Annotated in this window: 14 protein-coding genes; 8 read left to right on the top strand and 6 right to left on the bottom strand. The window is 36.5% G+C overall.

The window, feature by feature from the left end:
• The first annotated feature begins 18 nt into the window (after positions 1–18).
• Positions 19–2,022, top strand: coding sequence for a RagB/SusD family nutrient uptake outer membrane protein (locus AC51AA_RS08845; RefSeq protein WP_500705606.1), 2,004 nt, complete (start codon positions 19–21; stop codon positions 2,020–2,022).
• Between the two features lie 122 nt (positions 2,023–2,144).
• Here the strand turns inward: AC51AA_RS08845 and gloA2 are convergent, their stop codons facing one another.
• The 4 genes from gloA2 to AC51AA_RS08825 are packed head-to-tail and all read right to left on the bottom strand — an operon-like array spanning position 2,145 to position 4,048.
• Complete coding sequence (gene gloA2, locus AC51AA_RS08840; RefSeq protein WP_500705605.1) at positions 2,145–2,534, bottom strand: SMU1112c/YaeR family gloxylase I-like metalloprotein; 390 nt, start codon at positions 2,532–2,534, stop codon at positions 2,145–2,147.
• A gap of 9 nt (positions 2,535–2,543) precedes the next feature.
• Positions 2,544–3,110 carry a sugar O-acetyltransferase gene (locus AC51AA_RS08835; RefSeq protein WP_500705604.1) on the bottom strand — a complete coding sequence of 189 codons (567 nt, stop codon included), beginning with the start codon at positions 3,108–3,110 and terminating at the stop codon, positions 2,544–2,546.
• A 9-nt stretch (positions 3,111–3,119) separates the two neighbouring features.
• Complete coding sequence (locus AC51AA_RS08830; protein ID WP_500705603.1) at positions 3,120–3,578, bottom strand: YciI family protein; 459 nt, start codon at positions 3,576–3,578, stop codon at positions 3,120–3,122.
• 11 nt (positions 3,579–3,589) lie between these two features.
• Complete coding sequence (locus AC51AA_RS08825) at positions 3,590–4,048, bottom strand: DinB family protein (RefSeq protein ID WP_500705602.1); 459 nt, start codon at positions 4,046–4,048, stop codon at positions 3,590–3,592.
• Positions 4,049–4,188: 140 nt separating this feature from the next.
• On the opposite strand from AC51AA_RS08825, the gene AC51AA_RS08820 reads away from it, so the two are divergent.
• The 7 genes from AC51AA_RS08820 (at position 4,189) to AC51AA_RS08790 (ending at position 10,365) form a co-directional block, all read left to right on the top strand.
• On the top strand, positions 4,189–6,348 hold the full coding sequence (locus AC51AA_RS08820; RefSeq protein ID WP_500705601.1) for a TonB-dependent receptor: 2,160 nt from the start codon (positions 4,189–4,191) through the stop codon (positions 6,346–6,348).
• Positions 6,349–6,530: 182 nt separating this feature from the next.
• Positions 6,531–7,154 carry a hypothetical protein gene (locus tag AC51AA_RS08815; protein ID WP_500705600.1) on the top strand — a complete coding sequence of 208 codons (624 nt, stop codon included), beginning with the start codon at positions 6,531–6,533 and terminating at the stop codon, positions 7,152–7,154.
• A 22-nt stretch (positions 7,155–7,176) separates the two neighbouring features.
• Entirely contained in the window at positions 7,177–8,535 is a 1,359-nt protein-coding gene (locus AC51AA_RS08810; protein WP_500705599.1) for a histidine kinase, read from the top strand.
• A gap of 2 nt (positions 8,536–8,537) precedes the next feature.
• A complete protein-coding gene (locus AC51AA_RS08805) occupies positions 8,538–8,867 on the top strand; it encodes a 2TM domain-containing protein (RefSeq protein WP_500705598.1) in 330 nt (109 codons plus the stop codon).
• On the top strand, positions 8,858–9,175 hold the full coding sequence (locus AC51AA_RS08800) for a 2TM domain-containing protein (protein ID WP_500705597.1): 318 nt from the start codon (positions 8,858–8,860) through the stop codon (positions 9,173–9,175). The genes AC51AA_RS08805 and AC51AA_RS08800 overlap by 10 nt, the downstream gene beginning before the upstream one ends.
• 16 nt (positions 9,176–9,191) lie before the next feature.
• Positions 9,192–9,560, top strand: a complete 369-nt coding sequence (locus AC51AA_RS08795) for a 2TM domain-containing protein (protein WP_500705596.1) — start codon at positions 9,192–9,194, stop codon at positions 9,558–9,560.
• Positions 9,561–9,597: 37 nt separating this feature from the next.
• Positions 9,598–10,365, top strand: a complete 768-nt coding sequence (locus tag AC51AA_RS08790; RefSeq protein ID WP_500705595.1) for a LytR/AlgR family response regulator transcription factor — start codon at positions 9,598–9,600, stop codon at positions 10,363–10,365.
• Here AC51AA_RS08790 and AC51AA_RS08785 read toward each other — a convergent pair.
• Together AC51AA_RS08785 and AC51AA_RS08780 are read right to left on the bottom strand one after the other, a co-directional pair.
• Positions 10,346–11,371: a COX15/CtaA family protein gene (locus AC51AA_RS08785; protein WP_500705594.1), complete on the bottom strand. Its 1,026-nt coding sequence runs from the start codon at positions 11,369–11,371 to the stop codon at positions 10,346–10,348. The genes AC51AA_RS08790 and AC51AA_RS08785 overlap by 20 nt on opposite strands.
• 10 nt (positions 11,372–11,381) lie before the next feature.
• Positions 11,382–12,815, bottom strand: a complete 1,434-nt coding sequence (locus AC51AA_RS08780; protein ID WP_500705593.1) for a CCA tRNA nucleotidyltransferase — start codon at positions 12,813–12,815, stop codon at positions 11,382–11,384.
• Between the last annotated feature and the right edge of the window lie 200 nt (positions 12,816–13,015).

Raw genomic sequence — 13,015 nt, 5'->3', positions numbered from 1 at the left:
TTAACAAAAATCAAACAAATGAAAAAATATACTATTTCCCAATTTTTAATCATACTAGTTTCATTTCTTGGGCTATCCTCTTGTTCAGACTATTTGAGTGTTGAAGACGGTTTTTCGGCCTCGGATTCCAAAGATTACATTCTTACCGATGCAGCACAATCGCGAAGATTTCAAAGGTCAATTTATCTTTCCATGCCCAATTATTCTGATTATGCAGCAGCATCGTCTGGCGGGCTGGGGAACCCTTGGGCATCCATGAGCGATGAATTAAGTAATAATGCCAATGGGACATTACAAAATATCGGAGTGCAAGGGTATACCTCATTTTCTGCGGGTTCACATCGCTGGCAAGCACTTTACAAAACAATCCGAACCGCCAGTATTTATATCAGTGATGCTAAAACTATTGGTAAAGTAGGGGATCCAGACTATTTGAGTGATGCCGAGTTAAAAAGTCTTAAGGCGGAATGCTATTTTATGAGAGCGTATTCCTATTATCTTCTTTTGGAACAATACGGTCCTGTTCCTGTTTTAGAAGAAATAGCTAGCGCATCAGATCCTAATTCTGATTATGAAAGAAATTCTGTTGACGAGGTAGTTTCGGCCATTGAAAAAGACTTATCGATTGCCATTACAGACCTTGATCCTACAAGAATTTCCACTACTGTTGCAAGTGGTTTTGAAGAAAGTCGTTTGGCAATACCCACTATAGGGGTTGCCTTGGCAGTAAGGGCAAAACTATTGGTTTTAGTAGCATCTCCTTTGTATAATGGAGGATATGACGAGGGGATGGCTTTGACAAACCATGATGGGAAGAAATTATTTCCGCAAAGTTATGATGCAGGCAAATGGGTAAAAGCCAAGAATGCTTTAAAAGATTTTATAACCTATGCCGATGCAGGAAATTATCAATTATACAAAAGTGCTTCCAATGATCCGGATCTTAATATTTATGAGTTATTTCAGAAATACAATAAAGAAATCATTTGGGGTAACCCAGTACAAAGTTGGGGGACTGTGGAAACCGCACAAACCCCTAGGGATATTTCGGTTGTCGCTGGGGGTAGTAATGGTTCTACCCTTGGTGTGACCCAAGAAATGGTTGATGCCTTTTTTATGAAAAATGGATTAGCTATTAATGATGCTGGTTCAACTTATGTGGCAACAGGTTTTACAAACGTATTGAATCCCGCTACCAGATTTGTAAAAAGTGGTACAACAGTTTATATGACAGATGCTAATGTTTTAAAAGCATACGCCAATAGAGAACCACGTTTTTATGCGGCGATTACGTATCAGGGGAAAAGCTGGCATGATGTAGTTTCTAATACAAGTTTGCAAGGAACTACCCCAGCAACGTCTAAAGTAACCAAAGTTTTGTTTGCTAGAGACATTCCTTCTTCTAAGGCTCCTGCGCCTTTGCCAGGCTTTGGTGGAATAGCGAACAATGACAATCGATTAGGCGGGTTTCCAAAAACGGGTTATTTATGTTATAAAAACTGTAATAGAACCATTCATCCAACAGTAGCATCAGGGATTAGAAGTGTTTTTAGACCTTCGATTATCTTTCGTTTGGCAGATTTCTATTTATTGTATGCGGAAGTAGCCAATGAAGTTGATCCAAGTGATCCGGATATTGTCAAATATTTAGACCTAGTCAGAGTTAGAGCTGGTATCTCTGGTTATGTCACAATGCAGTCTAATGGAGCAAAAACAGGAGTAATAGGCAACAAAAACGCCATGAGAAAAGCAATTGTTGCCGAAAGAAGAGTAGAGTTATTTACTGAAGGTCAGCGTTATTTTGATGTTCGTCGTTGGATGATTGCTGATAAACCTGAAGGAATGCAGGGTGGTTTATTTACAGGAATGAATATGGACGGCAATGCTAGTGATTTAACTTTTTTCCAAAAGATAAATATCGACAATGCTCCTAGAAAATTTGACAGGGCCATGTATTTGTATCCAATTCAATTATCTGAGGTAACAAACAGCAGAAAACTGGTACAAAACCCAGGTTGGTAATTTAGTACGGTAGTTTCTTTATTAAAGAATCGGCAGCGTAATGTTTTGTTTAGGAGTTGATTAAGATTTATTTTGATCAACTCCTTTTTATTTTACTAGAGCATATCTTTTTTGTTTGCGCGCTAACGCTCGTAAAACTCTATAGGAAGTAGATCAGGATCAGCAATAAAAGTGAATCTTTTCTCTGTGGTTTCATCAATTCTGATCGGTTCAGAGTCAATGTTTTTAGTGTCTAGAAAAGCAATGGTTTCATCTAAATTGATCACCTCAAAAGCCAAATGACGCAATCCTACCGCTTCTGGTCTGGATGGTCTTTGAGGAGGATTTGGAAACGAGAATAATTCAATAACATAAGTGCCGTTTAAAGCAAGATCTAATTTGTATGATTGACGCTCTTCGCGATAGATCTCTCTGATAATGGTGAGGCCTAAAACTTCGGTATAGAAGCTTTTTGATTTTTGATAATCAGCGCATAAAATGGCAATATGGTGTACTTTATTTAAGGTAAGCATTCTTTCTTTTTACTGGTTTTTTTGATTTAATTGTCGAATTACTTTTGCTGGATTTCCAACGGCCAGTGAATTCTCGGGTATGTCTTTAGTGACAACAGAACCCGCGCCAATAACACATCCTTTTCCGATGGTTACGCCGGGGCAAATTACACTATTTCCACCAATCCAGCAATCGTCTCCTATAGAAATAGGTAAAGCGTTTTCCAGAGTTCTTCTGAGTTCAGCTTCGAGTGGATGTGTTGCGGTGTAGAGTTGGACATTGGGTGCGAAAAATACATTGGAGCCAATATGGACAGGAGCAACGTCTAAAACAACACAATTTACATTGAAATAAACATTATCACCGCAGTTGATATTGTAGCCGTAGTCACAATGAAATGGGGGTTCGATATAAAAACTTTTACCTGCGTTGGGAATTAATTCTTGTAAAATTAATTTGGCATTTTTGGTCATGCGGTATTCCGTTACGTTCAAACGGTGTAATAAATTCTTGGCTTTTCTTCTTTCTTTGGTTAAAATAGGATCACCGGAATTGTAATACTCCCCAGCAATCATTTTTTCTTTTTCGGTCTTCATAAATGCGTTTTATATTTTGGTCTTGGCAATTCTTTCGTGAATTTTCAAGGTTTCTTGTAAAGCTGCTGTGGCATACCAAGGAGTTAGTTCGGCTTCGAGTAATTTTGCTTGTATGGCAGGATCTGTAGCCACTAGCGCTTGTGCCTCTTCAAGGGTTTCCACGTTAAAGATATAGATGCCTCTATAATTTCTATCATTTTTCATAAAGGGTCCCGCTACCACTAATTTACCTTCTTGAGCTAATTTGTTGATGTTGGCCATATGACCTTCAAAAAGCTTTTTGGTTTCTTCTTTTGAAGTGCTTGTATTGCTACCTGATTTCAACAAACAAAATACATATTTCTTCATTCCATAAGTGTCGGCATGGAGGGATTTAGCCAGTTTTTCATCGAACTTTACTTCGGCTTGCTGTGCAAAGCCAATGGCATTAAAACCTATAAACGCCAATAATAGAATTGATTTTTTCATGCTTGAGTGGTTTAAAGTAATTTTTTCAAGATAACAATTTGTCCGAGGTGGTATACATCATGCTGAATAATTCCGTGAATATGTTCGTAATAGGTATGCTGGTTTTGGGTGTATATAGTTTCTAAATCAGCATCTTTAAAATCAGTCAAAAAGCTGCTCCATTGATCTTGTGTTTTAAGTAGGTTTTGAAGGGATTGTTCCCAGGCAGCTTCGGATGCGTCTAGGACTGGGACAAAATAATTGTGATCGGGAGTCGTAATGCTTTCTCCTTGAACACGTTCTAAAATGTTTCTTCTCCATTGTATCAGATGATTGACAATTTCCCAGATGGTGTTTAAATTAGGGTTTATTTTTCGGTAAGCCTGATCTGCGGTTACCCCTTTTAAAGTGTTGACCAAATTGACTTCCAACCATGGATTGCCATCATAAATGGATTGGTACAGATTCGAAATTCTTTTACTCTCCGACATAATTGTGCTGCTTTTAAAACTTGTAGCTAAGATACAAATAAGTAATTTACAACTCATCCTCGAAATTCTACAATTGGGTTAATTACTATTTTTAAACTAAAAGAGGTGAAATACATTTGTCTGACCAAAACCAATCTAACATGAAAACGTATTTCACCCTTATTCTATTATTGCTCACCGTTGGTGTATTAGCTCAAAGTACGATTTCAGGAAAAGTAGTGGATCAAAAAGGGAAACCAGTTTCAGGAGCCAATATTTACCTAGACGGAACTTACGATGGAGCCACTAGCGGGGAATCTGGAGCTTTTTCTTTTGAAAGCACGGCCAAAGGAAATCAAACTTTAGTGATTAGTTTCTTACTGTATGAAACTTTTAGAAAAGAAATTGAGGTGACTCAGTTTAAAGATCAAGTGGTGAAACTCAGAGAAAATGTAAATGCCTTGGATGCTGTAGTGATTACAGCCGGAACATTAGAGTCCGGTGATAAGGCTAGGGTTTCTGTTTTAAAACCCTTAGACATTGTAACCACTGCTGGGTCTGCAGGAAATATTATTGCGGCTTTGCAAACCTTGCCGGGTACTCAAACGGTAGGGGAAGATGGGCGTTTGTTTGTTCGTGGGGGAGAGGCCAGTGAAACCCAGACTTTTATTGATGGAATACGTGTGGCACAACCCTATGGTGCGAGCACTAATAATTTACCTACTCGTGGCCGATTTTCTCCTTTTCTTTTTAGTGGGATTGCCTTTTCTACGGGTGGATATTCTGCCGAATATGGTGAAGCATTGTCAAGTGTGTTATTATTGAATACACAAGATGAGCCCGATCAAAACAAGACTGATATCGCTTTGATGACAGTTGGTCTGGGTGTAGGAAATACGCAAAAATGGAAAAAGAGTTCTTTGAGTCTCAATACCTCTTATATCAATTTAGCGCCCTATCAGGCGGCAATTCCTCAAAATGTAGATTGGAATAATCCGTATCAATCTTTGTCGGGAGAACTGGTGTACCGATATCATTTTGCCAATGGAATTTTTAAATTGTATGGCGCTTTTGACTCAGAGAAATTCGATTTGAATCAGAAAAATGTCAATTTTGAAGATAAAATCAGAACTGATTTGAATAATAATAACTTTTATCTCAATGCTTCTTATAAAGGCACTTTTGGGACAGGTTGGCAATTGACCTCAGGAATTAGTTATGGCTACAATAACAATAAAGTGAAATTTGATGTCAATGATGTGCATAGTCGTGAAAATGCTGCACAGTTGAAATTGAAGTTACGAAAAAATGTTTCGGATTATTTTAAATTATCTTTTGGGGCCGATTATTTTATCACGAAGTTCAATGAAAATTTCAATGATCATAATACGGTAAATGTGACCAATGGGTATGATTCAAATATTGCGGCTTTTTATACCGAAGGCGATATTTTGTTTTCCAAAAATTTGGCTGCAAAAGTAGGTTTTAGACTGTCAAGCAACAGTTTGTTAAATGAAACCAATCTAGCGCCAAGAGCGTCCATTGCTTATAAAGTTTCTAAAAGCAGTCAGTTTTCATTTGCCTATGGTGATTTCTCTCAAACACCGGTGGTGGATTATATTAAATATTCAAAATACCATCAATTCGAAAGTGAAAAAGCAAGGCACTATATTTTGAATTATCAATTGGTACAACCGGGACAAACTTTTAGAGCTGAAGCCTATTATAAGGATTACCGAGATTTGGTTACCTATGACACTAAGGATATAACGTATAATACGGTGTTTAATAATAAGGGATCGGGTTATGCTAAGGGAATTGATTTATTTTGGAGAGACAGCAATCTGCACAAAAACTTAGAGTACTGGATTTCGTATTCGTATATCGATTCAGAAAGATTGTACAAGAATTTCCCAACCATGGCTACTCCGAGTTTTATCGCCCATCATAGTTTGTCCATTGTAACCAAATATTTTATCACGGATTGGAAATCGCAAATCGGTTTCACCAATAGTTATAGTTCCGGCAGACCTTACAATGACCCGAATCAAACGCAATTTATGAGCGGGAAAACAAAATCCTATAATAGTTTGAGTTTTAACTGGGCTTATTTACTAACGACACAAAAGATCTTGTATTTCTCGGTTTCGAATGTATTAGGAAGTCAGAATGTTTTTGGATATGATTATGCTAAAGTGGCCGATGCAAACGGAATTTACAACAGACAAGCCATAGTACCCACTGCAGATCGATTTTTCTTTGTTGGTTTCTTTTGGACCATTAGTCAAAACAAAAATGAGAATCAGTTGAAGAATCTATAGGGTTGCTGTCTAAGATGGTAAATGATACGGTTCAGTCGCAAAATTCGACAACTCAGTATGCTTTAGTTTTAAAACAGGGAAAACCAATCTACTTTTGAAGTATAATAACAACCGATGTATGGATCATCAATCCAGGAACTGAAATTCAAAACAATTAAAAAATAACTTAAAACCAAGAAATCATGACCAAAATTATTACAATGATTACCTTATTTATTTGCAGTCTATTAAGTGCACAAACACAATTTGAACAGGGGATGGGGAAAGCTTTTGGACTTTGGAAAGAAGGAAAAAACACCGAGGCCTCAGCTATGTTTGAAAGAATTGCCGCTGCTGAGAAAAGTAGTTGGTTGCCTAACTATTATGTTGCTTTGGTAAATACCACAACGGCATTTTCGGTGAAAGACAAAACGCAAATCGAATTGTTGTTGACTAAAGCGCAAGATGCTCTGGATATTGAAATGATTAAAGATCAAAATAATGCTGAGTTATATGTATTGCAAGCATTGATTTATACGGCTTGGGTGGTGGCTGATCCGATGACCAATAGCATGAAGTATTCTGCCAAGGTGATGGAGGCGTATGCCAAAGCTAAAACACTAGACCCTACTAATCCCAGAGCTGTTTTTGGTGAAGCGGATTATCAGTTAGGAGGAGCAAAATGGACAGGAGTGGATACCAAACCTCTTTGTGTACAAGTTGATAAAGCTATCGAACTTTTTGCTACTTTTAAACCTGAGACTCCTTTTTCTCCGAAATGGGGATTAGAACGAGCTTTGGAGTCTCAAAAGAACTGTAAAAAATAAACCTAATATTAAGTTGATTATAATGAAAGACCAAAGAAACTCATTTGCTGATTGGAGGAATGGAACCATAATCTGTTTGAAGATGGCTATAGTTTTTGCGATACTATTTTCAGCTTTTTTAGGAGATGATTTAACGATCAGGAATGTACTGATTACTTTTCTTATTAGTTGTCTTTATTCTTTCGGATTGGGTTTTGGTAACGGATTTATCAATGTGTTGCTGGATAAAAAATGGGACTGGCTCGAGGATACCAATCTGAGGGTGTATTTTGGGATTTTGGTCACTGTTTTGTATACGGTTCCAGCGGTTTTAGGGATCAACTATTTCATTTATGTAGTGTTAAACGACCAAAGTTTAACAGCATTTTTTGGTGCAAGAATGATTTGGGTGCATCTTTTTTATATCATGTTGTCTTTGGGGATTTCGACTTTTATGCAAGCCAGAAGTTTTATGGTTAAATGGAAACAGGCGTCGAAATTCGAGCTCACACAACAAAAGATCATAGCAGGAACGGCAAATGCAAAATTCGAAAGTTTAAAAAATCAAATTGACCCGCATTTTCTTTTTAATAGCCTAAATGTGCTGAGTTCATTGATTGAAGAAAATCCAGATAATGCCCAACGATTTACCACTTCATTGTCTAAAATTTATCGTTATGTTTTAGAACAAAAGGACAAAGAGTTGGTTTCAGTGGAAGACGAATTGTCCTTTGCAAAGACCTATATGAATTTGCTTAAGATGCGTTTTGAAAATAGTTTGTTTTATGAATTGCCCGCCACCAATATAAATCCAGAGGCAAAAGTAGTTCCATTGTCGTTGCAGCTTTTGCTGGAAAATACCGTAAAACATAATGTAGTGAGTGAACAAAAACCACTGCATATTCGAATTTTTATAGATGGAGATTATTTGGCAATTCAGAATGATTTTCAAAAAAAGGAAGTGTTGCAAGATAGGCAAGGGGTTGGATTGCAAAACATAGTGAATCGCTATGCTATAGTGACCAACCGAAAAGTAGTGATCAAACAGGATGAGAAAAATTTCACTGTTAAAATTCCAATTTTAACCAAATTAGTAACAGTCATGGAAACAAATGCAGGATATAATGATGAAAATAAGGCTTATTATAGAGCCAAAAAGAGAGTAGAAGAATTAAAGGGATTTTACGGAAATGTAATTTCGTATTGTTGTGTGATTCCATTTCTAATTTTTATAAATTTGAGGTACTCTCCTGGATTTCAGTGGTTTTGGTTCTCGGCTTTAGGCTGGGGGTTTGGCGTAGTAATGCATGCCTTTAAAGTGTATGGTTATAGCTCCAGTTGGGAAGAGCGAAAAATTAGAGAAATCTTAGACAAAGAAAACAACAAACCAACCTGGAAATAAGTATGAAAACCAATTCGAATACTGATCCTGAAGATTTTGAACTTCAGAAAATGGCCAATAAAAAGATCATTAAGTTGAAAGCTTTTTACACACATATGTTGATTTACTTTATTGGAGTACTTCTTTATGTATTAAAAGAGTATGGAGGAGTTCCGCTGAATTTTGTTCCCCTAAAGTTTATAAATCTATTTGTAATGGGGATTTGGACTGTTCTGTTCCTGATTTCTGCGATTGATGCCTTTGTTTCTTTTGCGATTTTTGGAGAAGAATGGGAAAAGCGTAAGCTGAAAAGCATCATGGAGAAAAAGATAAAAAAACAAAAATGGGAGTAATCATGGAAGTCAATTATAGCGAAGAAGATAAATACTACCTAGCCAAAAAGAAAGTCGAAAATATTAAAGGATTTTATGGAAATCTGGCTTCTTTTGTATTGGTAAGTGCGGTTTTGATTTTTATTAATCTGTATACATCGCCTGATCATATATGGTTTCATTGGCCTTTGATGGGCTGGGGTGTTGGAGTTGTTTTTCATGGATTAAAGGTTTTCGAAGCATTTCCAGTTCTAGGTAAAGACTGGGAAGAAAGAAAAATCAAAGAATTCATGGAAAAGGAAAAAGAGAATAAAAATAAATGGACATAAAATAGAACGCAAGATCATGGGACGACTTAGAAGACATATGTATGAGGAATATGGACCAGAATTCAGTACAGACGAACAGTACAATATGGCCTATAAAAAAGTAAAAAAAATAAAGGGTTTTTATTCACATTTAAGAGTGTATCTGATTGTGAATGTGATTATCATCATCTCTAATTTGAATAGAGATTTCTTTGGGCACAGTGCTTATGAAAATGGCTTATTGGATTGGCATACTTATTCTACGGCCTTGTATTGGGGCATTGCTTTATTGATTCACGCCTTTACCGTTTTTGGACCTGATGTCTTTTTCGGTAGGGATTGGGAGCAAAGGAAAATCAAAGAATACATGGAGAAGGAAACTTCGAATCCCCACAAATGGGAATAATTTTTAATTCACTGTTTTAATTTTTTTAAACTAATCAATGACCACATTAATAATAGAAGACGAAAAACCGGCCGCACGATTATTGCAACGTAAATTAGGAAAGTTGAATATAGGCGTAGAAACCATGTTGCATTCTGTAGAGGAATCCATTCATTGGTTTACTAATAATGAACATCCAGATTTAATATTTTTGGACATTCAATTGTCAGATGGCTTGTCGTTTGAAATTTTTGAAAAAATTGACATCAAAAGCGCCATCATCTTTACCACGGCTTATGACGAGTACGCTTTAAAGGCGTTCAAACTCAATAGTATTGATTATCTTTTAAAGCCTATCGATGAAGATGATCTAGAGGTGGCTGTGGCTAAATTTAAAATGCGTATTCCTAAATTGGAGGATAGAACGCAAGATCTTCGAGTTGATTTTGAGCAAATCCGTCAAATGCTGTCTAATCCCTTTGAAAAGAATTATAAAAAACGATTTACCGTTAAGATCGGCCAGCATTTAAAGGTCATCACCACAAATGAAATCGAATGTTTTTTTAGTGAAAACAAAGGGACTTATATTCATACGCTAGACAATAGGAATTACTTAATGGATACTACTTTAGAAATTCTCGAACAAGAGTTAGATGCTAAAGATTTCTTTCGCGTAAGCAGAAAATTTATTGTTCCTCTTGCACCCATAAAAGAAATTCAGCTGCATACCAATTCTCGTTTAAAAGTAATATTACCTACTTATAAAGAGGATGAGGTGATCGTAAGTCGTGAAAAAGTGCAGGATTTTAAGAATTGGCTGGGCTAGTTTTTTTAGCTTCCAAAATCATATAAAACTGAATCCCGAATAGGATAGAGGCTAATACCAAATGGATCGCTTGACTTCCTATTGGGAAATCAAAATACGCCATAGCCATTCCCGTTAGGATCTCAATTCCAATAAGCACCATTACCCAATTCATTTTGGAATAACCTAAAGCTAATTTTTTGTTTTTAATGTACAAATAGACATTGACCATCAAAACTAAAATAGAGAAGGAGCGGTGAAGGTAGAAAGTAAGGGATGGATTTTGCAACCAGAGAATACTTGCCGTTAGTCCGTTTTTTATTTGTTCATCAACAAACTGACGTACTTGTGTACCAATGGCTACTTGAACTAAAGTTAAGAAAAGCGATAGGATAAGCACATTTCTGAATGTTGTATTGTAGGTTACTTGGGCCGCTTTGGGTCTTGCCAGTTGAATTATGTAAAGGATCACTGCCACAATGACCAAAGCCATAAGCATGTGAATTGTTATTTTTAAAGGGTTTAAAACCGAGTATACTACTTTGGCTCCTAACCAACCTTGAAAGCCCATCATCAAAACAACCAACCAAGAAAGCAAGGTGATTTTTTTGTTTTGTTTCCAGAATTTATGTGAGGCAATGGCCATGAAAAAACAAGCAATTCCCGCTAAAGCACCACACAACCTATTGATGTACTCAATCCAAGTATGCATTGGATTAAAGATCGCATAATCGTGTTTGGTGTATTTCTCCCAATGTGAAGCGTCAAAAGTGGTTTGAGTCGTAAAATGATCTTTTGCAACTAAAAGAGTTTCGTCTTTTATAATAACTTGACCTTTCTCAAAAGTACGGTTCGGTTCCCAAGTCAATTCTTTGATATCGGTTGGTGGAATATAATATCCAAAACATTTTGGCCAATCTGGACAGCCCATTCCAGAGCCAGTCATTCTAACCAGTGCTCCGGCAACAATTACTAAATACACTAAAACCAATGCTGTTTTTGAAATGGTAGAGAAATATTTTTTCATTTTTTGTGAGTTACTCAGTATCTTTTTTTAGACCTAATTTCGCTGCTCTCTTCTGCATAAAAGCAAAAGCAGCTTCGTATTCATTTGGAATTTCTCCTTCTAAAATGGCTTCTTTTATAGCTTCCTTTAAAACGCCAATTTCTCTCGAAGGTTTTAGGTTATAGAATTCCATGATTTCTTCGCCAGAAATTGGAGGTTGGAAATTACGGACATGATCGCGTTCTTCGACTTCAACAATTTTTTTGCGAACGATCTCAAAGTTTTTGTGGTATTTTTTAAATTTAGAAGGGTTCTTAGTGGTAATATCGGCCTCACATAAGGTCATTAAATTCTCTACGTCTTCACCAGCATCAAAAACCAAACGTCGCACAGCACTGTCTGTTACAGTATCCTGAGCCAATACGATAGGGCGAGAGCTCATCACCACCATTTTCTGCACAAATTTCATTTTGTGATTCAAGGGCATATGCAAACGCTCAAATATTTTTTTGGCCATTTTGCCCCCTAAAAATTCATGTCCATGAAAGGTCCAACCTTGTTTTTTGTTGAAACGTTTAGTGGGTGCTTTTCCAATATCGTGTAATAGGGCAGACCAACGCAACCAAACATCATCGGTATTGGGGCAAATATTGTCTACTACCTCAAGGGTGTGATAAAAGTTGTTTTTATGGGTATGACCTTCAATTTCTTCTACCTGATTTAAAGCAGTTAATTCAGGTAATATTATATCCAAAAGACCAGTTTGATATAAAAGTAAAAAACCGATAGAGGGTTGATCCGTCGATAAGATCTTGTTTAATTCATCGACAATTCGTTCCCCTGAAATGATCTTTATTCTTTCAGCATTTTTAGTGATTGCATCCAATGAATTTTTCTCTATCTCAAAGCCTAATTGATTGGCAAAGCGAATAGCGCGCAACATACGCAAGGGATCATCAGAATAGGTGATACTAGGATCTAATGGTGTTTTGATGATTTTATTACCTAAATCCGCTAATCCGTTAAAAGGATCAGATAGCTCTCCAAAGTTTTTTTCGTTTAAAGATAAAGCCAAAGCGTTGATGGTGAAATCACGACGATTTTGGTCATCTTCTAGTGTTCCATTTTCTACAACTGGATTTCTACTCTCGAAATGATAAGATTCCTTACGGGCACCAACAAATTCGATATCGGTATCTTCAAAACGCAACATGGCTGTGCCGTATGTTTTGAAAACTTGTACTCTGGGTTTTTTAGGAAGTAATTCAGAAACTTTGAGTGCTAATTCGATACCGCTGCCAACTGCTACAATATCGATGTCTTTTTTAGAACCTCGGTTTAAAAGAAGATCACGAACAAAACCGCCAATAACGTAACTGTCAACGTTTAGTTCTTGAGCTGCCTGCGAAATGATTCCGAAGATTTTATGTTGTAAAGCTGTTTTATAGTTTGTTTGTATAGCCACGAATTCAGGAATTTTATAAATAATACATTTCTATTCTGGAAGAGAATGAAACGTGGGCAAATTTACAACATACTTGACGCCTTTTATAATCTATTGTTGACTTTTTTGAATAAATTAATAGTTTGAAGTACTGATTTTATTAAAATCAAAAGAATGCGGCTGGGTGATATAAGAGTTTTATAGTACTATTGAACAAATCA

This window comes from Flavobacterium sp. OHVDL-2026-0007 (assembly GCF_059882335.1).
Note: the sequence above shows the minus strand (reverse complement) of the source record. Positions and strands in the feature narration are given on the sequence as shown.